The organism is Alysiella filiformis (assembly GCF_014054525.1).
GTDB lineage: Bacteria > Pseudomonadota > Gammaproteobacteria > Burkholderiales > Neisseriaceae > Simonsiella > Simonsiella filiformis.
Window position 1 is genome coordinate 799,456 of record NZ_CP059564.1, and the last position, 20,340, is coordinate 819,795.

Sequence of the window (20,340 nt, forward strand, 5' to 3'; positions counted from 1 at the left end):
GATGCGCATGGCGCACTCTACAAATGGGATAGATTATGGGAAGATTGATTTCAGGCTGCCTGAAAACTCTGTTCCCAAAAAATAATGAAACGCTGCCCCTTTTTCAGGCAGCCTGAAACACATTCCTTTTAAATATAAAAACGTAACTAGGAACGAACCATGTTACAAATCCAAATAGACGGCAAAAAAGTGGAAGTCAAACAAGGTGCAACCGTGATTGAGGCGGCACACCAACTTGGCACTTACATTCCCCATTTTTGCTACCACAAAAAATTGTCCATTGCCGCCAACTGCCGCATGTGCTTGGTGGACGTGGAAAAAGCCCCCAAACCCCTGCCTGCCTGTGCCACACCTGTTACAGACGGCATGGTGGTGCATACCCATTCCGCCAAAGCCAAACAGGCGCAACAGGGCGTAATGGAATTTTTGCTCATCAACCACCCACTTGATTGCCCCATTTGCGACCAAGGTGGCGAATGCCAGTTGCAAGATTTGGCGGTGGGCTATGGCAAATCAGGTAGCCGCTATCAAGAAGAAAAACGCGCCGTAGTCGGCAAAGACATGGGACCTTTGGTTTCGGCTGCCGAAATGAGCCGTTGTATTCATTGCACGCGCTGTGTGCGTTTCACGGAAGAAATCGCGGGCATGCAAGAAATCGGCATGGCACACCGCAGCGAGTTTTCCGAAATCATGCCCTTTATCGGCAAGGCGGTGGAAACCGAATTGTCGGGCAATGTGATTGATTTGTGTCCTGTGGGTGCTTTGACCAGCAAGCCGTATCGTTACGATTCGCGCTCGTGGGAATTGTCGCGCCGCAAATCCATTTCCGCGCATGACGCTTTGGGCAGCAATCTCATTGTTCAAACGAAAGACCACACCGTGCGCCGCGTGTTGCCGCTTGAAAATGAAGCGATTAACGAATGTTGGATTGCCGACCGCGACCGTTTCGCCTATGAAGGTTTGTACCACGAAAGCCGTTTGACCACGCCCAAAATCAAACACGGCGGCGAATGGCGCGATGTGGACTGGACAACCGCTTTGGAATACGTTCGCCACACCCTTGATTGCATTGCCAAAGAAGATGGCAAAGAGCAAATTGCGGTGTTTGCCAACCCCATGAATACTTTGGAAGAATTGCATTTGGCAAAAAAATGGGCAGACGGCTTGGGCATACGCAACACCACCGCCCGTCTGCGCGAAAACGACAGCCGACTTTCAGGCAGCCTGAACGGGGCGCAATGGTTGGGACAAAGCATTGAACAATTACTCGCTTGCGATGCGGTGCTGGTGTTGGGCGCGAATTTGCGTAGCGAACAGCCACTTTTAACCGCCCGTTTGCGCCGCGCCGCCAAAGAAGGCATGGCGTTGAGCGTGGTTGCCGCCAACCGCGAAGAATTGCACATGCCCCTGTTGGCGCAAGACGTGGTTCATCCCCATCAATGGGCGGATTATTTGCAACGTTTGCCTGAACACGTTGCAGGCAGCCTGAAAAATGCCGAACGTGCCGCCATCATTTTGGGTGCAGATGTGCAATATCATCATGATTATGCAGGCATTTACGCAGCAGCACAAAATCTGGCAGCGCAAACAGGCGCGATTTTGGGCGTGTTGCCCACCGCCGCCAACAGCGTGGGCGCAGACGTGGTCGGTTTCAACCAAGCGAACGTTGCCGATTTGGTCGCGCAGCCGAAAAAAGCCGTTGTGCTGCTGAATGTGGAACCCGATGTGGACATTTTGGGTGGCAGCCAAGCCGTTGCCGCTTTGCAACAAGCCGCCAGCGTGATGGCGTTTACCGCTTACGAAAGCGAAACCTTGCGCGAAGTGTGCGACATTTTGCTGCCGATTGTGCCATTTACCGAAACTTCGGGCAGTTTCATCAATATGGAAGGGCGTGTGCAATCGTTTCATGGCGTGGTCAAAACTTTGGGCGAGGCGCGTCCCTTGTGGAAAATTTTGCGCGTGTTGGGCAATGTGTTTGAATTGCAAGGCTTTGATTTCAATAGCAGCGAAGAAGTGCTTGCCGAAGCCATCTCCACCCAAACCCTGCCTGAAAAATTGAACAACCACAGCACTTGGCGTGGCAGCAGCGTTTCAGGCAGCTTGCACAAAATGGTGCGCGTGGGTGGCGTGGGCATTTATCATGGCGACCCGATTGTGCGCCGAGCCACGTCTTTGCAACAAACCAGCCATGCCGCGCAACCTGTGGCAAGGGTCAATCCCATTACATTGGCAAGTTTTGGTTTGCTTGATGGCGATGCCGCGCAAGCCGTGCAAAACGGTGCGCGTGTTGCCGTATCGGTGCGTGCCGACAACAGCCTGCCTGAAAATGTGGTTCATCTGCCACACCACAGCGACAATGCCGTTTTGGGCGGTTTGATGAACGTGATTGAATTGACGAGGGCATAATCATGCAAGAATGGTTTCAAAATTTATTGGGACAAGACATCGGTTTGATTGTGTCCATTTTGGTTAAAATTGTGCTGATTTTAGCCCCCTTGATTTTGAGCGTGGCGTATCTCACTTATTTTGAACGAAAAGTGATTGGTTTCATGCAGTTGCGTACGGGCCCGAATGTGGTTGGGCCTTGGGGTTTGATTCAGCCCTTTGCAGACGTGTTGAAACTGCTGTTTAAAGAAGTAACGCGCCCCACTTTGTCCAATAAAGCCTTGTTTTACATTGGCCCCATGTTGTCGCTTGCGCCCGCGTTTGCGGCTTGGGCGGTGATTCCCTTTTCCGAAGAATGGGTTTTGACCAATGTGGACGCAGGTTTGCTGTATATTTTGATGATTACATCGCTGTCGGTGTATGGCGTGATTATTGCAGGCTGGGCGAGTAATTCCAAATACGCCTTTTTGGGCGCGATGCGTTCATCGGCACAAACCATTTCTTATGAAATTGCAATGGGTGCGGCTTTGGTGTGCGTGATTATGGTTTCAGGCAGCCTGAATTTCAAAGACATTGTCGCCAGCCAAGCACAAGGCATAGCAGGCGGTTCCATCTTTTCGTGGAACTGGTTGCCGCTTTTCCCCGCATTCATTGTGTACCTGATTTCAGCCGTAGCCGAAACCAACCGCGCCCCATTTGACGTGGCAGAGGGCGAGTCCGAAATTGTGGCAGGTTTCCATGTGGAATATTCGGGTTTTGCCTTTGCCTTGTTTTTCTTGGCGGAATACATTTTCATGATTTTGATTGGCGCACTCACGGCAATCATGTTTTTGGGTGGTTGGCTGTCGCCCTTCCCACAAAGTTGGGGCGTGATTGGTGCACCCAGCGCGTTTTGGATGTTTGCGAAAATGGCGTTTGTGCTGTATGGCTATTTGTGGATACGCGCCACATTCCCACGCTACCGCTACGACCAAATCATGCGTTTGGGCTGGAAGGTGCTGATTCCGATTACCTTTGTGTGCATTGTGCTGCTGGGTTTGTGGATGGTGTCACCTTTGAGCTTGTGGAAATGAGGACTGCGCGTCCAGCGAAATCCCTAGGGTGGGGCTTGCCCCACCGTTTCAGGCAGCCTGAAAAATGAACAAGTCAAAGCGCAAGCAAATTAAAAAGCAAATTAACCAAGACATTTCATTGATTACCCAAAATGTGATTTATTTTGCCAATTTTGTTGCCCATTCCGATAAATGGCTAAACCAATATCCTGATTTGTATGACATTTGGTCGGAAATGGAAATTTGCAACGCCATGCTGTTGGATGAATGGGAACAGGCAGGGCGACCACAAATTTGGCATGAATGGGCAAAATATCAAGATGAAGTGATTGAATTGGTTGAGCAATTTTTCATTCAATTACGAATATTGCAGGCAGCCTGAAACCGTTAATTGACCAGCAATCTGTTCCCTCCCCTGCTTGCGGGGGAGGGTTAGGGTGGGGGAAAATGCCAGCAACAAGCCGAAACCGAATTTTAAAACCCCATGCCCAAAATCTCCGCAAAAACATGACATTGGCGGAACAGCATTTGTGGTATTTTTGTGGCGTAATACGGAAGGCGTGTTAAACGAAATACTGAAAGCGTGTGGCGGTTTGCCCCCACCCTAGCCCTCCCCCGCAAGCAGGGGAGGGGACAGGTTGTCGTAGTGCAAATATTGTTGGCATATCTGCCAAAAGATTTTTCAGGCAACCTGAAAACCATTTACCAATTGATTTTTAAATAAAAAAACCACTACCAAAAGGGTAGGAACAACATTATGGCAAATTTAGTCAAAACCTTTTTACTGGGCGAGTTGGTTAAAGGCATGGGCGTAACGCTCAAAAACTTTTTCGCTCGCAAAGACACGATTTACTTCCCCGAAGAAAAAACCCCGCAATCGGTGCGTTTTCGCGGCTTGCACGCGCAAAGACGCTATCCGAATGGCGAAGAGCGTTGCATTGCCTGCAAATTGTGCGAGGCGGTTTGCCCTGCCATGGCAATCAACATTGAATCCGAACAGCGCGAAGACGGCACACGCCGCACCACGCGCTACGACATTGATTTAACCAAGTGTATTTTCTGCGGATTTTGCGAAGAAGCCTGCCCTGTGGACGCGATTGTGGAAACCCACATCTTTGAATACCATGGCGAAAAACGTGGCGATTTGCACATGACCAAACCCATTTTGCTGGCAATCGGCGACAAATACGAAGCCGAAATCGCCAAACGCAAAGCGGCTGACGCGCCATATCGTTAATGTATTTTCAGGCTGCCTGAAAAGTAGGGTGCAACTTGTTGCACCATGCAAAAACATTGTTTAGTGCAATAAATTGCACCCTACGCCCCATTTTGATTAAAAAGAAAGCATCAACATGACTTTCCAACTTGCTTTATTTTACTTTATTGCTGCCGTGATTTTATTTGGCGCACTCAAAACCGTTACCGCAAAAAACCCCGTTCATGCGTCCCTGTATTTGGTGCTGACGTTTTGTATGTCGGCAATGATGTGGCTGCTTATGCAAGCGGAATTTTTGGGCATCACGCTGGTGGTGGTGTATGTGGGGGCGGTGATGGTGCTGTTCCTGTTTGTGGTCATGATGTTGAACATAGACGTGGAAGAAATGCGTAAAGGTTTTTGGCGCAACGCCCCTGCCGCGTTTACCGTAGGCGTGTTGATGGCTTTGGTGCTGATTGCCGTGTTGCTTGCGCCCGACACCAATTTGTCGGTGTATGGCGACATGAAAACCATTCCTGCCGATTACAGCAATGTGCGCGATTTGGGTAAACAGCTCTATACCACCTATTTGTTGCAATTTGAATTGGCGGCGGTGCTGCTGGTGTTGGGCATGGTGGCAGCCATTGCTTTGGTACACCGCAAATCCACCAACGAAAAATACATCAACCCTGCCGACCAAGTGAAAGTAAACGCAGCAGAAGGGCGTTTACGCATGGTCAAAATGGCTGCCGAAGTGCAAATCCCCAAAAACACGCAGCCTGAAAACACGGAGAACCAAGCATGATTACCTTGACCCATTATCTTGTTTTAGCAGCACTTTTGTTTGGGATTAGCGCAATGGGCATTTACATGAACCGCAAAAACGTGTTGGTGTTGCTGATGTCTATTGAATTGATGTTGCTGGCGGTGAATTTCAATTTTATTGCCTTTTCGCAATATTTGGGCGACACGGCTGGGCAGATTTTCGTGTTTTTCGTGCTGACGGTGGCGGCAGCAGAAAGCGCGATTGGTTTGGCGATTATGGTGCTGGTGTTCCGCAACCGACAAACGATTAACGTTACCGAATTGAATACGCTGAAAGGCTAATTGGGTAGGGTGCAACTTGTTGCACCGCTCAAAAGTGGGTTCTAGTGCAACAAGTTGCACCCTACGCATCAAGCCTAACTTTTTCAGGCAGCCTGAAAGGTCAAAATCATGTTCAGCGAAACCGATATTTTAACCGCCACCAATGGCGCACGATTGCTGTATTTATTGGCGACTTGTGGTAGCGCGGCAATCGGTTCGTGGCTGTATCAAAGCCTGTTTTCGCTGACGGTTACGCGCAATGAAATCATCATGAGTGCATTGGCTGGCGTGGTGTTTTTCCTGTTTCCAGTGGGTATGTTTTTTTGGAATATTTATTTTGCGCTGATTGGCGGCTTGATTTTTGGATTTGCCGTAACCAGAAGATTGGAAATTGCCAATGAAAAACGCGATAATTTTTGAATTTTCAGGCAGCCTGAAAAGAATTTTGAATATTTAGGAATGATTAATATGAAAAAAACATTACTTATTTTGGCTTTGATGTTGAATGGATTGGCTTATGCAAATACCAATGAGGTAACAACATCTAAAAATACATCAATTACTGTTCAACAAAAAAACATCTCTGCAGTTTTTCAAGATATTGAGATTATAAAATTATTTGCAATTCTTGGACAAGAAACAGGTAAAAAATTTTATGTTGATGCCAGCATTTCTGGGAAAGTTTCTTTAAGAGTAAAAGATACCAGTATTGAAAATGTATTAAAAATGATTGAGCAATCAGAGAATTTAAAAATTGAAGTGTACGGAAATGACTTTATCGTAAAAAAACGATAGCCAGCTTTCGTGTTTTTCAGGCAGCCTGAAAATACGCCGCAAAACAAAAAATTTAGCTGAAAAAGTTTTTAAAAATCAAAAAAGGTTCAATCAAATGAACGACATGACTTTATATTTAATCATCGCGCTCACGCCATTGGTGGGCTGTTTGCTGGCAGGCTTGTTTGGCAATCAAATCGGACGCAAAGGCGCGCACACCGCCACCATTTCAGGTGTGGCGATTTCCGCGCTGTTGTCCGCCTATGTGTTGTACGGTTTTGCGACTGGCACACGCGCCAAGTTTGACGAAAACGTGTACACATGGCTCAGCATGGGCGGTGTGGATTTTTCGGTCGGCTTTTTGGTGGACAGTCTCACCGCCATGATGATGGTGGTGGTAACGTCCGTGTCGCTGATGGTGCATATTTACACCATCGGCTACATGCACGATGAAAAAACAGGTTATCAACGCTTTTTCAGCTACATTTCTTTGTTTACATTCAGCATGTTGATGTTGATTATGTCCAACAACTTCATTCAACTGTTTTTCGGTTGGGAAGCGGTGGGCTTGGTGTCGTATTTGTTGATTGGCTTTTATTTCAAACGCGACAGCGCGATTTTCGCCAACTTAAAAGCGTTTCTCGTGAACCGCGTGGGCGATTTTGGCTTTTTGCTGGGCATTGGTTTGGTGCTGGGCTATTTCGGTGGCAGCCTGCGTTATGCGGACGTGTTCGCCTATTTGCCCAATGTGGTCGGCATGCAATTTTTGGGTACGGACTTGATTACCGTAACTTGTCTGTTGCTGTTTGTGGGCGCGATGGGTAAATCCGCGCAATTTCCTTTGCACGTTTGGCTGCCTGATTCCATGGAAGGTCCTACGCCCATTTCCGCGCTGATTCACGCGGCAACGATGGTTACGGCAGGTTTGTTTATGGTATCGCGCATGTCGCCCATGTACGAATTAAGCACCACCGCGTTGAGCGTGATTATGGTGATTGGTGCGATTACCGCCTTGTTTATGGGCTTTCTTGGCACAATCCAAAACGATATCAAGCGCGTGATTGCCTATTCCACCTTGTCGCAACTGGGATACATGACGGTGGCGTTGGGCGTGTCGGCTTATTCCATTGCCATGTTTCATGTGATGACGCACGCGTTTTTCAAAGCCTTGCTGTTTTTGGCGGCAGGCAGCGTGATTATCGGCATGCACCACGACCAAGACATGCGCCACATGGGTAATTTGCGTAAATACATGCCGATTACTTGGATTACCATGTTGCTGGGCAATTTGTCGCTGATTGGTACGCCTTTGTTTTCAGGCTTTTATTCCAAAGATTCCATTATTGAAGCCGTGAAATTCAGTCATCTTACAGGTAGCGGTTTTGCCTATTTTGCGGTGTTGGCGAGCGTGTTTGTAACCGCATTTTATGCGTTCCGTCAATACTTTATCGTGTTTCACGGCAAAGAGCGTTGGCGCGAAACCGACCACAGCGCACACCATCATGCCGATGAACACGCCCATCACGAACACGATGCGGACGACAACCACGACCATCATCACGGCTTGTCGCCCAACGACAATCCGCACGAAAGCCCTTGGGTGGTAACTTTCCCCTTGATTTTCTTGGCGATTCCGTCTGTGTTGGTGGGTGCATTGACGATTGAGCCTTTGTTGTATGGCGATTTCTTTAAAGATGTGATTTATGTGAATCACGAAGCGCACCCTGTGATGAGCCACATGGCGGAACATTATCACGGCATTTTCGGCATGGTAACGCATAGCTTGGTTAGCCCTGTGTTGTACTTGGCGATTGCAGGCGTGGTGGCAGCGTGGTTCTTGTATGTGAAAGCCCCACATTTACCCGCGAAAATTCAGGTAGCCTGCAAACCAATTTACAACTTATTGGACAATAAATATTATTTGGACACCTTGTATTTCAACGTGTTTGCCAAAGGCAGCCGCAAATTGGGCAATTTCTTCTGGAAAGTGGGCGACACGATGATTATTGACAACGGCATTGTGAACAATTCCGCCAAACTGGTGGGTAACATCGCCGCACAAGTCCGCAAAGCGCAAACGGGTTTCATCTACACTTATGCGGCGGTGATGGTGGCTGGCGTGCTGGTGTTGATTGTGGCGTTTTTCTGGAATTTGTGGTTTAAGTGATGTTTCAGGCTGCCTGAAAATAAAAAGAGTGTACTTGAAGTGGGTATTTTCATTTATTTATTGATTGCAAAATTACAAGATGCTTATGCTGACCGTTCTTCTGCTTGGCAATGGGCGGTGGCTTATGCCTTATTGAGTTCATTATTAAGCTGGCAAGGCATATTGCCTTTTGTGATGAATTTTGTGATTTTGGCGTTGTACTCTTGGGGCTATTTCAATTTACTTCGTAAATTTACGGATAATTTATTGTTGTGGATTTTGATATATGTGGGCGGTGTGGTTTTTCCCATAACACTTTCTTTATTATTGATTAAATGATTTTCAGGCAGCCTGAAAAACAAAATAGGTTGATTGGCTATGAACGATTTATTAAATGGCGTGGTTCGCTTTGAAGGTGTAAAAGGCGTAGGCACAATAGAAGTGGATTTTGCGCCCAATCAACGTGTTTACACATTTATCGGCGCAAATGGTGTGGGCAAAACAAAATTGTTGGAATGTTTGTTTGCGGTTTTGTTTTTAACAAATTCATCTGTACTGGTGAAAGGTAACTGGATTAAAACAAAATATTTACCTTTTAAACAGGTAAGAAATTCTATTTTCATTCAATATGTTGATGAAAGTGAATTTTTATTAAATAAACAAACAAATTATTTTTCAAGTTATGTTCATGATTGTCCGATTGTTTATTTGGCGGCACAAGGTCGTGGTGGTATTCAAAATACAAACTCTGCCATTCCTGAATTAGAAAGCCATGAAAAAAGAAGGGAAAAATATTTAAACGATTTATTTGGGATTTTTAATAATGACTACACAGCAGAAAAAATCAAAAATCTCAATATGGATACCAATGTTAAAGAATGGATTATTCAACGCGCCAATTCTGCTAATGAGTTTCAAGCACAAGAAAATAATCGCAAAGTGGAATTGGAAATTTTGATTTCATTACTGAATAAAATTGACAATCGGATTGATGAAAAGTTTTTAGAAAAATCTGGTTACAAAGTTTTTATTAAAGTAGAAAATGAAAAGCGTGAACTTTCGGATTTATCAAGCGGTTTCACGTCCATTTTGAAAATGGTGCAATCCATTATCGCGGGTTACAGCTATTTTACCAATGAACAGCAAATCGCCCGCGTGCGTGGCGTGGTGCTGATTGACGAAATAGAAAGCCATTTACACAATGAATGGCAGGTTAAAATCATACCCTTACTGAAAAAATTGTTTCCGAATACCACGTTTTTGATTAGCACGCATTCGTCTTTGGTCATCAGTCAGTTGGCGCAGGGCGAAGCGTATCGCTTGAAACGCAATTTAGATGACGGTGTGGTTTATGGCGAATTGATTGAATATCCCAATAATATGGCTTTTGTGGATTTGCTCAATGAAGCTTTTGATGTCAATTTAAATCAACTCAAAATTGAGCGTTTGGAAGAAAGCGAGCAAACCGAAGTCAAGCAAGCCTTGCTTTCATTGGTACAAAAAAAATTGGCAAAATTGGAGACCAAATAAATGATTTATTTATTGGATACCAATTTCTTGATTTATTTGTATGACGACAATGCCGATGACACACAATATGCCGAAGTTTTAACCAAATTTGTTGAATTGTCGCAGCAAGATGATGTGAAATTTGCCATTAGTTCATTGATTTATTATGAAGTTTTGCGTGGTGTAAATTGGCAAGATAATGAAAAATTGGCAATGCTGAAACAAGAATTGGCAAAATTTCAACCCTTTTTAATCACACAAGAAATTGCGGATTTGGCGCGAGATTTGTATCGTTTTGATAAATTTGACGCGGAACGCAATGGCGTTGAGAAAAATTTAGACAAACGCAAATTTGATGTTTTTCATTATGCAACGGCTTATGTGAATGGTCTGGAAATGTTGTCGCACGATACGGATATAAATGGCATTGCCAAATTACATGAAAAAATGTTGGCAGAAACGCAAAAATGATTTTCAGGCTGCCTGAAACCGCAGCCACCACAAACAGTTTCAATTTAAATAAAAGAGAAAACAGGCTACTACTATGTTTTTCAACAACTTACTCAGCTTGGCAATCTGGGTGCCGATTGTGGCAGGCGTGCTGGTCTTGGCAACAGGGTCAGACAGCCGTGCACCGTTGGCACGCATATTGGCGTTTTTGGGCGCGGCGGCGGGCTTTTTGGTTACGTTGCCCCTGTTCACGCAATTTGACCGTGCCAATGGCGGCTACCAGTTTACCGAATTGCACGCTTGGATACCCGCGCTTAATCTCAACTACGCGCTGGGCGTGGACGGCATTTCTGTGCTGTTTGTGATTTTGAACGCCTTCATCACGCTGATGGTGGTGCTGGCTGGCTGGGAAGTCATTCAGCACAAAACCGCGCAATACATGGCGGCATTTCTGATGATGTCGGGCTTGATTAACGGCGCATTTGCCGCGCAAGACGCGATTTTGTTCTATGTGTTTTTTGAAGCCATGCTCATTCCGCTTTACCTGATTGTCGGTATGTGGGGCGGCCCAAGACGCGTTTATGCGGCAATGAAGTTGTTTTTGTACACATTGCTCGGCTCGCTGTTGATGTTGGTGGCGTTGATTTATTTGGGTTATCAAGCCAAAAGTTTTGCCATTACCGATTTGCAAGCGATTAAGCAGATTCCTTTGGGCGTGCAACAGGTGTTGTTTGTCGCGTTTTTCCTGTCGTTTGCGGTGAAAGTGCCGATGTTCCCTGTGCACACTTGGCTGCCTGATGCCCACGTTGAAGCCCCAACGGGCGGCTCTATGGTGTTGGCGGCGATTACGCTGAAAATCGGTGCATACGGTTTCTTGCGTTTTATTTTGCCGATTTTGCCCGATGCGTCTCGCTATTTTGCGCCTGCGGTGGTGGTGTTGAGCCTGATTGCCGTGATTTACATCGGCATGGTCGCGCTGGTGCAAACCGATATGAAAAAGCTGGTGGCGTATTCATCAATCAGCCACATGGGTTTTGTAACGCTGGGCATTTTCCTGTTTGCAGGACTGTTTTCAGGCAGCCCTTTGGGCGAATTGAACACTTGGGGCTTGCACGGTGCGATTGTGCAAATGATTTCACACGGTTTCGTGTCTGCCGCCATGTTTATGTGCATAGGCGTGATGTATGACCGCTTGCACACACGCAATATTGCCGATTACGGTGGCGTGGTAAACGTGATGCCCAAATTTGCCGCATTCATGATGTTGTTTGGCATGGCGAATGCAGGTTTGCCTGCGACTTCGGGTTTTGTTGGCGAATTTATGGTGATTATGGGCGCGGTAAAAGTCAATTTATGGATAGGTTTATTGGCGGCATTCACGCTGATTTATGGCGCGGCATACACCTTGTGGATGTACAAACGCACCATTTTTGGCGAAATCACCAACCCAGAAGTGGCAGAAATGAAAGACATCAACTGCCGTGAATTTGCCATTTTGGCGATTTTGGCGGTGGCGGTGCTGGGCATGGGCGTGTATCCCGAGCCATTTGTGGCGGTGGTGCAGCAAGCCGCACAAGATTTGATTGCCCAAGTGGCACAAAGCAAGATTTGAGGTGATGTATGAATTGGAATTGGACAGATTTGAATATTGCCGCCGCCACGCCTGAAATCGTGCTGTTGTGCGCCTTGTTTGCCGTGTTGCTGGCAGATTTGTGGACGAGCGATGAAAACCGCTACATCACCCATTATTTGAGCATAGGCGCAATGTTGGCGGCAGCCTTTGGGCAAATTGCCGTGTGGTCTGCCGAGCCGATGGTGGCATTCAATGGCATGTATGTGGCAGATGGTGTGGCGCAATTGAGCAAATTGGCGGTGTATTTGGGCACGGCGGTGCTGTTTGTGTATGCCAAACCTTACAATCAATCGCGTGGCATTTTCAAAGGCGAATTTTACACATTGGCGATGTTTGCCGCCGTGGGCATGAGCGTGATGATAAGCGCGAGCCATTTCCTTACCGCCTATGTGGGTTTGGAATTGCTGTCGTTGGCACTTTACGCGATGATTGCTTTGCGCCGTGATTCTGCCCAAGCATCGGAAGCGGCATTGAAATATTTTGTGTTGGGTGCATTGGCATCGGGCATTTTATTGTATGGTATTTCAATGGTTTATGGCGCAACAGGCAGCCTGCAATTCCAAGAAATCTTCTTGGCGGCACACGCGGGCAAAGTGAATGCGTGGCTGTTGAAATTGGGCGTGTTGTTTATTGTGGCGGCGGTGGCGTTTAAATTTGGTGCTGCGCCTTTCCACATGTGGGTGGCAGATGTGTATCAAGGTGCGCCCACTTCGGTTACGGCTTTTGTGGGTTCGGTGCCGAAAATTGCGGCAACGGTGTTTGCATTCCGCATTTTGGTAAGCGGTTTGGCATTGCAAATGGGTGATTGGTTGTTGATGTTTGCGGGCTTGGCGGTGTTGTCGCTGATTGTTGGCAATTTGGCAGCGATTATGCAGACCAACATTAAACGCATGTTTGCGTTTTCAACTGTGTCGCACATGGGCTTTATTTTGCTGGCATTTTTGGGCAGCGTGGTGGGCATTCAGGCAGCCATTTACTATGCGGTGGCATATGTTTTGATGAGTTTGGCAGGCTTTGGTGTGTTGATGCTCATCAGTCGCGCAGGGCATGAATGCGACAACATCAGCGACTTGGCTGGCTTAAACCAACGCAATGCGTGGTACGCTTTTGTGATGTTGTTGGTGCTGTTTAGCATGGCAGGCATTCCGCCTTTGGTGGGTTTTTATGCCAAATTTGCGGTGTTGCAAGCCTTGTTGGGTTCAAACTATGCGTGGGCTACGGCTTTGGCGGTGTTTGCGGTGGTGATGAGTTTGATTGGCGCGTTTTACTATTTGCGCGTGGTTAAAGTGATGTATTTTGACCCTGCACAAGACCAAAGAGAATTGGGCGGCGATTTGGAAAGCAAGTGGATTTTGTCGCTGAACGCGCTGTTGTTGCTGGTGTGGGGTGTGTTGCCCAGCACGCTAACCGATTGGATTGCCACCGCAATCAAACAAACATTTTAAAAAGCGGTGTTCATCATTTTTGTGGCTGCCTGAAACCATTTCAGGCAGCCATTTTCACATTGGGTAGGTGTTCAGGCAGCCTGAAAATGCTAAAATGGTTGTTCGGTACACAAGCCCAAAATGGTGTTGTGAATTGAGAACCTTATTCAAGAAAGCATCAAGATGAATTTTCCCCCACGCCACGCGCCCACCACGCGCATGCGCCGTATGCGCCGCGATGATTTTTCACGCCGACTCATGCGCGAAACCGTTTTAACGCCCAACGATTTGATTTACCCCGTGTTTGTGTTGGAAGGCAAAAATCAGGAGCAAGAAATCGCGTCCATGCCCAAAATCAAACGCCAAAGCATTGATTTGTTGCTGAAAACGGCAGAGCACGCTTGCAAATTGGGCATACCCATGTTGGCATTGTTTCCCGTTGTTACCCAAAACAAAACCGCCGATGCGCGTGAAGCCTACAATCCAGAAGGTTTGGTTCAGACAGCCGTCCGCGCCTTGCGTGCCGAATTTCCCGAATTGGGCGTGATGACCGATGTTGCGCTGGACCCCTACACATTGAGCGGACAAGACGGCTTAACCGATGAAACAGGCTATGTGTTGAACGATGAAACGATAGAAGTGTTGGTCAAACAGGCATTGAGCCACGCGGAAGCAGGCGCACAAGTGGTCGCGCCATCGGATATGATGGACGGACGCATAGGCGCAATCCGCCAAGCCCTTGAAACAAATGGGCATATTCACACGCGCATTATGGCGTATTCGGCAAAATACGCATCCGCATTTTATGGACCTTTCCGCGATGCGGTGGGCAGCGCAGGGAATTTGGGCAAATCCACCAAAGACCAATACCAGCAAGACCCCGCCAACAGCAACGAAGCCCTGCACGAAGTCGCGCTGGACATTGCCGAAGGCGCAGACATGGTGATGGTCAAACCTGGTATGCCCTATTTGGACGTGGTGCGCCGCGTGAAAGATGAATTTGGCGTTCCCACTTTTGCCTATCAGGTGTCGGGCGAATACGCGATGTTGATGGCGGCAATCCAAAATGGCTGGCTGGACGAAAATAAGGTGATTTTGGAAAGTCTGTTGGCATTCAAACGCGCTGGCGCAGACGGCATTTTGACGTATTTTGCGATTCAGGCAGCCGAGCAGTTGCGTACTTGATTTTGTTGAATCAATTTTCAGGCAGCTTTTCAGTACGCAACAACAAACGGTTTTGACTTCGGCGACATGCCCCCCATTGTATTTTTGTCGTGTATCGTAGGGGCTGATGACAATTTGGGCGCGAAGTTGGTTTTTCAGGCAAAATTGTCAAATTCAAGGAAAAAATGCGAGTCAATGCCACCCATTGGCGAGTATTTTTGACGCAGAAGTTGGCGATTTTGATGAAAAAACAATCGCGAAACGAATTGTCATTAGCCCCTAAGGCTGCCTGAAAAAGGAATCCCCATGAAACCGCTTAAACGCCACCCCGATTTAATCCATTTGTCGCAAGAACATCATCACACTTTGGCATTGTGTGCGCGGATTTTGCGCGAGCCACACGCCAATCATCAGGCGGAAATTGAGGCACATTATCTTGATTTGGAACAGCATTTTCAAGATGAAGAACGCCAATTTGCCCCTTTGTGGCAGGCTTTGCCCGACCCCAGTTTGCGCCAACGTTTTGAAGCGGAACACGCTCAATTACGCCATTTGTATCGCCACGCCGAATTTGACAATCCCGAATGGAACAAAACATTCGCCACTTTGTTGCGCGACCATGCCCGTTTTGAAGAGCGTGAATTGTTTGAAAAATTGGCGGAATTTGCTTTGCCCAAAGTGGCGTTTGACCGTTAGGTTGAAATTTTGCCAAACCGATTCAGGCTGCCTGAAAAACCCATTTCCATCATCAAGGAACAGCAAAAATGTTACAAAAATGCGTTTCTCACCCCATTTGGGCGATGGCATTTCGCCCTTTTTATTTGTTGGCGGCGATTTATGGTGCGCTTGCCATTTTGTTGTGGGGATTTGGCTATGCAGGCACGGCAAGTTTGCCCGTGCAATATTGGCACGCCCACGAGATGATTTGGGGCTACACGGGCGCGATTGTGGTGGCATTTTTGCTTACGGCGGTGGCGACTTGGACGGGGCAGCCGCCTGTGCGCGGTGCGTTTTTGATGACATTGGTGGCGTTGTGGCTGCTGGCGCGGATTGCGGTGTATTTTGATGGCGGTGTGGGCGTCAGCGCGGTGGTGGGGACGGCATTTTATGCGTTGTCGGCGGTTGGCATGGGCATTTCAGTGTGGAAAAGCCGCAATTCGCGCAATTATGTTGCCGTGTTTGCCTTGCTGCTGTTTGGGGCGAGCCATGCGGTGTTTCATGCGTATTTGCAGCCGTTTAATCCGATGGCTTTGCATCATGGTTTGGTGGCGGGTTTGGTGCTGGTGTCGGGGTTCATTGGTTTGATTGGCAATCGCATTATTCCGTTTTTTACTGCCAAACGTTTGAATATTCAGCAAGTTCAATCGCCCATGTGGGCAATGTTGGCGGCTTTGATTTTGCCTATGGGCATGGCAATGTTGTTGCTGTTTCAGGCAGCTTTGCCTTTGGCTGGCGTGTTGGGCGTGGCGGCTGGATTATTGGGTTTGGTGCAAACATACCGTTGGTTTCATCGCGGTGTGCTGCCTGAAAGCATGTTGTGGATTTTGCATTTGGGTTATGCGTTTGCCAGTTTGGGTTTGGCGATTTTGGGGGCGGCACAATTTGCAGGCGGCTACGGCAAAATGGCGAGTTTGGGCATACACCTGATTGGCGTGGGCGGCATTGGTTTGCTGACCATAGGCATGATGACGCGCACCGCATTGGGGCATACCGCGCGTCCACTTTATCCTGCGCCCAAGGGTTTGAATGTGGCGTTTTATTGCATGGCGGTGGCGGCGGTGTTGCGTGGTGTGGCGGCTTTGTTGATGAATGTGAGTGCGGTGGGCTATGTTCATGCTTATCGCACATCGGCGGTGCTGTTTGCGGTGGCGTTGTTGATTTATTTTTGGCGATACGCACCGTGGCTCACCCAAGCGCGTTTGGACGGCAAACAGGGGTAAAGCCGCTTTTCAGGCAGCCTTTCAATGTACTAAAAAAATGGATTTTGCCTTCGGCGACTGACTTTTTAAAAAAGTAAGCCAAATACATTAAAGCTGAACGGTTTCTTTTCAAAAAATATTTCAGGCAGCCTGAAACCTTTGCAAAACCTACTTTTAAACTGACGTAGGGGCGGATTTCATATCCGCCCTTTTTTCAATTTATTGATAAGAATGAAAATTTCTGCGAACCTAAACGGGGCAGATATGAAATCTGCCCCTACAAACCGAGTTTTGCAAAGGTTTCAGCCTGAAAATTGAAGTTGCTGAAATACAATCAAAATGGCTGTTGTATTTCAAGTTGTTTGGCTGACTTTTTCAAAAAGTCAGTCGCCCGCGCGGCGACAGAGCGCAAATCCCAAATATCCCCTTATTTCATTTTTGTTGTCTACTGTAAGGCAGCCTGAAAAAAGTTCGCACATCATTTGTTTTATCTCATAAAAAGCATGACACACCATCGCAAAATCGCGTTAAAATAAGCAAAATTTCCCACCAATGAAAGGCATACCATGAGCGAATTCACGCATCAACCCGACCCATTTGAAGAAATTGAACTCACACCCGAAACGCGCGTTATCGTGGACAAATGGCGCGATGTTGTTTTGGGTAAAGACCCCGATTTTGCCCCCTTGCCCGAAGGCTACCCCTATGCCCAACGCATGAGCCGCAAAGAATACGAAGCAGAAAAGAAAAAACTGCAAATTGAATTGCTCAAAGTGCAAACTTGGGCAAAAGAAACCGACCAAAAAATCGTCATTTTGTTTGAAGGACGCGATGCCGCAGGCAAAGGCGGCACCATCAAACGCTATATGGAACACCTCAATCCACGCGGTGCGCGTGTGGTTGCCTTGGAAAAACCCACCGCCAAAGAACGCGGACAATGGTTTTTCCAACGCTATATTGAAAACCTGCCCACCGCAGGCGAAATTACCCTGTTTGACCGCTCATGGTACAACCGCGCAGGCGTAGAGCGCGTCATGGGCTTTTGCACCGAGGGCGAATACGCCCTGTTTATGCGCCAAGCACCTGATTTTGAAAGAATGTTGGTGGACAGCGGCATTCATCTGTTTAAATTTTGGTTTTCCGTATCGCGCGATGAGCAAGCCCGCCGCTTTGTCAGCCGTTGCTACGACCCATTGAAACATTGGAAATTGTCGCCGATTGACATTCAATCGCTTGACCGTTGGCACGACTACACCGCCGCCAAAGACCACATGTTTCTCAACACCCACACGCGCTACGCCCCTTGGACGATTATCAAATCGGACGACAAAAAACGCGCTCGTTTGAATTGCATTCGCCACTTCCTGCTGAATTTGGACTACCCCAACAAAGACTTGGCAGCCATTGGCGAGTTGGACAAACACTTGGTGCTGTTCCCCAAATTGAATGAAACCAAGCACGAACACGGCTGATTTGCGCCAAAACAACAATTCAGGCTGCCTGAATGCCATTTTCAGGCAGCCTGAATTTGACCTCACGCACAAAAAATGCGATAATCCACCCCAATTTAAGCATACAAACAGCCGTGTTCAACGCGGCTGAAATTATTTTACAGCGCGACAAAATCAACGCGCTGGGTGGTTAGGAGGTGATGTTTTTCATCATTGGGCGATGTGGTTTCCGCCTTTTGGCAGCTTTTGCCAATGAAAAAACCGCGTTTCAGGCAGCCTGAATGCTGCCGCACTTTAATTTTTAACTGATTATTTGATAAGGATTTTAAACATGCCTTCTGTTCGTGTAAAAGAAAATGAACCCTTTGAAGTGGCAATGCGCCGTTTTAAACGTGCAATTGAAAAAACAGGTTTGCTGACCGAATTGCGCGCCCGCGAAGCCTACGAAAAACCCACCACCGAACGCAAACGCAAAAAAGCGGCTGCCGTAAAACGCTTGCAAAAACGCTTGCGCAGCCAAACTTTGCCACCCAAAATGTATTGATTGTTAAACCCCATTCGGTTTAATTCAAGCTCAAATCGCCCAATTTCGCATTGTGAATTGGGCGATTTTGTTTTCAGGCAGCACATACACGATGGCAGCATATCAGTATAAAATACGGCATACTTGTATTCATCACAAAAATAAAAATGAAACCCAATTTCTATCCCATTCTCATTTTGGGGGCAACTGTGCCGCTTGCATGGGCAGACACGCTTGCCCCTGTGTCGCGCGAACCCATCGCCGACCCGTTCAGCCAGCCTGAAACGCCATTTGACGCTTTGCCACAATCGCCCACCGCCACGCCCAATGACAACGCCCCCAATTTCAGCGAACAAGATTTGTTGCAGCAGCCACGTTTGCTGTATCAGGCTTTGGAATCGTCCGTGCTGTTGAACAATGTGGCGGCTTTGCGCGAAATCATACCGATTTACCAAAAGCTGCCTGAAAATTCAAAGCATTATGATGCCGAATTGCTGGCACTCGCCCAAGCCAAAGTGAACGCAGCAGATGGCAACAACGCCCAAGCCGCAGACGCCTACGAAAAAGTGTTGGCACGTTATCCCAATTTGCCCACGGTGCGTTTGGATTTGGCGTTGAACCAATTTTATGCGCGACACGACCGCGCAGCTCAAAAACAATTACTTGCATTACAAAAAGATAACGCGCTGCCTGAACACATACGCCAAGGCATTGCACCTTATTTGGACGAACTCAAATCGCGCCAAAAATGGCATTTTTATGGCAGTGCCAATTTCATTCGCGACAGCAACATCAACAATTCCCCCAAAGTGGAACGGGTAGAAATTGGCGGATTATTTTGGCAGCCGCCCAAAGCCAAACGCGCACAAGGCATAGGCTACCGTGCAGGCGCGTCCAAAGATTTGAATTTGCACAAAAATATGTTTTGGCGCAATGAGTTAGATGTGAATGGACGCGTGTATTGGAACGCCCACGATTACGATGAAATCACCGCACGCGCCAGCACAGGTTTGGCAAAAATCGGCAAAAAACATCAACTTGCCTTTATGCCCTATTATGAGAAAGTGTGGTATGGTGGGCAGCCCTATTCGCAAGAATGGGGGGCACATTGGGAACAGCAAAGCTGGCTTAATCCACAACATCGCCTTTCCGCCGAGCTGGAAGTGGGCAAGGAGCGTTTTCGCCGCCGCCAATTGTTGCGCGATGGGGTGCGTGGCAATGCGTCATTGAACTGGCAGTTTTTTGCCAAACGCAATCAGGTTGTGTCGTTGGGATACGATTTTTCGCTCAAACAGGCGCAAGACAAAAGCGATGCCTATCGCCGACACGGTGTGCGCATGGCATGGTCGGCGCGTTGGCACAATGGTTTGGAACACAGCGTGCATGTGGGTGTGGCAAAACGCCGCTATCAAGCACCCGATTTTTTCAATATTCGCCGCAAAGACAGGGAAATCAACGCGCAAATGACTTTGGCACACCGCAAAGTGCAATGGAAAGGCTTTCAGCCCAAATTGGTGGTGCAATGGAACAAACGCGATGGCAATAATGCTTTGTTTCATTTTAAAAAATCCAATGCGTTTTTGCAGATTCAAAAGTCGTTTTAAAAATCTGAAACCTTTGTACAACTTG

The 20,340-nt window shown here is 47.4% G+C and carries 22 protein-coding genes; 21 read left to right on the plus strand and 1 reads right to left on the minus strand.

Annotation, left to right across the window (positions count from 1 at the left end; all coding sequences use genetic code 11):
* The first annotated feature begins 159 nt into the window (after window positions 1-159).
* The 19 genes from nuoG to H3L97_RS03995 all read left to right on the plus strand — a co-directional run bounded on the left by nuoG (window position 160) and on the right by H3L97_RS03995 (window position 18,339).
* Window positions 160-2,406 (plus strand): NADH-quinone oxidoreductase subunit NuoG, encoded by a 2,247-nt coding sequence (gene nuoG / locus H3L97_RS03905; protein WP_097113850.1) that lies wholly within the window; start codon window positions 160-162, stop codon window positions 2,404-2,406.
* Between the two features lie 2 nt (window positions 2,407-2,408).
* Complete coding sequence (gene nuoH, locus H3L97_RS03910; protein WP_097113851.1) at window positions 2,409-3,458, plus strand: NADH-quinone oxidoreductase subunit NuoH; 1,050 nt, start codon at window positions 2,409-2,411, stop codon at window positions 3,456-3,458.
* Window positions 3,459-3,522: 64 nt separating this feature from the next.
* Entirely contained in the window at window positions 3,523-3,819 is a 297-nt protein-coding gene (locus tag H3L97_RS03915; RefSeq protein WP_097113852.1) for a hypothetical protein, read from the plus strand.
* Window positions 3,820-4,194: 375 nt separating this feature from the next.
* Window positions 4,195-4,674: an NADH-quinone oxidoreductase subunit NuoI gene (gene nuoI / locus H3L97_RS03920; RefSeq protein ID WP_034293441.1), complete on the plus strand. Its 480-nt coding sequence runs from the start codon at window positions 4,195-4,197 to the stop codon at window positions 4,672-4,674.
* Between the two features lie 115 nt (window positions 4,675-4,789).
* Window positions 4,790-5,437: an NADH-quinone oxidoreductase subunit J gene (locus tag H3L97_RS03925; protein ID WP_097113853.1), complete on the plus strand. Its 648-nt coding sequence runs from the start codon at window positions 4,790-4,792 to the stop codon at window positions 5,435-5,437.
* Window positions 5,434-5,739, plus strand: a complete 306-nt coding sequence (gene nuoK / locus H3L97_RS03930; protein ID WP_034293445.1) for an NADH-quinone oxidoreductase subunit NuoK — start codon at window positions 5,434-5,436, stop codon at window positions 5,737-5,739. The genes H3L97_RS03925 and nuoK overlap by 4 nt, the downstream gene beginning before the upstream one ends.
* 108 nt (window positions 5,740-5,847) lie before the next feature.
* Complete coding sequence (locus H3L97_RS03935) at window positions 5,848-6,138, plus strand: hypothetical protein (protein ID WP_097113854.1); 291 nt, start codon at window positions 5,848-5,850, stop codon at window positions 6,136-6,138.
* Between the two features lie 48 nt (window positions 6,139-6,186).
* Window positions 6,187-6,513 carry a hypothetical protein gene (locus H3L97_RS03940; protein WP_097113855.1) on the plus strand — a complete coding sequence of 109 codons (327 nt, stop codon included), beginning with the start codon at window positions 6,187-6,189 and terminating at the stop codon, window positions 6,511-6,513.
* Between the two features lie 94 nt (window positions 6,514-6,607).
* A complete protein-coding gene (gene nuoL / locus H3L97_RS03945; RefSeq protein ID WP_097113856.1) occupies window positions 6,608-8,659 on the plus strand; it encodes an NADH-quinone oxidoreductase subunit L in 2,052 nt (683 codons plus the stop codon).
* 39 nt (window positions 8,660-8,698) lie between these two features.
* Window positions 8,699-8,977: a hypothetical protein gene (locus tag H3L97_RS03950; RefSeq protein ID WP_097113857.1), complete on the plus strand. Its 279-nt coding sequence runs from the start codon at window positions 8,699-8,701 to the stop codon at window positions 8,975-8,977.
* Window positions 8,978-9,016: 39 nt separating this feature from the next.
* Window positions 9,017-10,168, plus strand: a complete 1,152-nt coding sequence (locus H3L97_RS03955) for an AAA family ATPase (protein ID WP_097113858.1) — start codon at window positions 9,017-9,019, stop codon at window positions 10,166-10,168.
* Window positions 10,169-10,618, plus strand: a complete 450-nt coding sequence (locus H3L97_RS03960; protein WP_097113859.1) for a type II toxin-antitoxin system VapC family toxin — start codon at window positions 10,169-10,171, stop codon at window positions 10,616-10,618.
* Between the two features lie 73 nt (window positions 10,619-10,691).
* Window positions 10,692-12,209: an NADH-quinone oxidoreductase subunit M gene (locus H3L97_RS03965; protein ID WP_097113860.1), complete on the plus strand. Its 1,518-nt coding sequence runs from the start codon at window positions 10,692-10,694 to the stop codon at window positions 12,207-12,209.
* Between the two features lie 8 nt (window positions 12,210-12,217).
* Entirely contained in the window at window positions 12,218-13,675 is a 1,458-nt protein-coding gene (gene nuoN / locus H3L97_RS03970; RefSeq protein ID WP_097113861.1) for an NADH-quinone oxidoreductase subunit NuoN, read from the plus strand.
* 162 nt (window positions 13,676-13,837) lie between these two features.
* Entirely contained in the window at window positions 13,838-14,839 is a 1,002-nt protein-coding gene (gene hemB, locus H3L97_RS03975; RefSeq protein ID WP_097113862.1) for a porphobilinogen synthase, read from the plus strand.
* A 285-nt stretch (window positions 14,840-15,124) separates the two neighbouring features.
* Window positions 15,125-15,514, plus strand: coding sequence for a hemerythrin domain-containing protein (locus H3L97_RS03980; RefSeq protein ID WP_097113863.1), 390 nt, complete (start codon window positions 15,125-15,127; stop codon window positions 15,512-15,514).
* Window positions 15,515-15,582: 68 nt separating this feature from the next.
* Window positions 15,583-16,758, plus strand: a complete 1,176-nt coding sequence (locus tag H3L97_RS03985; RefSeq protein WP_097113864.1) for an NnrS family protein — start codon at window positions 15,583-15,585, stop codon at window positions 16,756-16,758.
* Window positions 16,759-17,303: 545 nt separating this feature from the next.
* Entirely contained in the window at window positions 17,304-18,209 is a 906-nt protein-coding gene (gene ppk2 / locus H3L97_RS03990; protein ID WP_097113865.1) for a polyphosphate kinase 2, read from the plus strand.
* Entirely contained in the window at window positions 18,184-18,339 is a 156-nt protein-coding gene (locus H3L97_RS03995) for a hypothetical protein (protein ID WP_179655793.1), read from the plus strand. Before ppk2 ends, H3L97_RS03995 begins: the two co-directional genes overlap by 26 nt.
* A 7-nt stretch (window positions 18,340-18,346) precedes the next feature.
* On the opposite strand, the gene H3L97_RS12015 is transcribed toward H3L97_RS03995, so the two are convergent.
* Entirely contained in the window at window positions 18,347-18,481 is a 135-nt protein-coding gene (locus H3L97_RS12015) for a hypothetical protein (RefSeq protein ID WP_263480788.1), read from the minus strand.
* Between the two features lie 38 nt (window positions 18,482-18,519).
* Between H3L97_RS12015 and rpsU the strand changes: the two genes are divergently transcribed.
* Window positions 18,520-18,732, plus strand: a complete 213-nt coding sequence (gene rpsU / locus H3L97_RS04000; protein ID WP_097113866.1) for a 30S ribosomal protein S21 — start codon at window positions 18,520-18,522, stop codon at window positions 18,730-18,732.
* 146 nt (window positions 18,733-18,878) lie between these two features.
* The gene (locus tag H3L97_RS04005; protein ID WP_097113867.1) at window positions 18,879-20,315 is read left to right on the plus strand and encodes a surface lipoprotein assembly modifier; all 1,437 of its coding nucleotides are present in this window, start codon (window positions 18,879-18,881) and stop codon (window positions 20,313-20,315) included.
* Window positions 20,316-20,340: the final 25 nt, after the last annotated feature.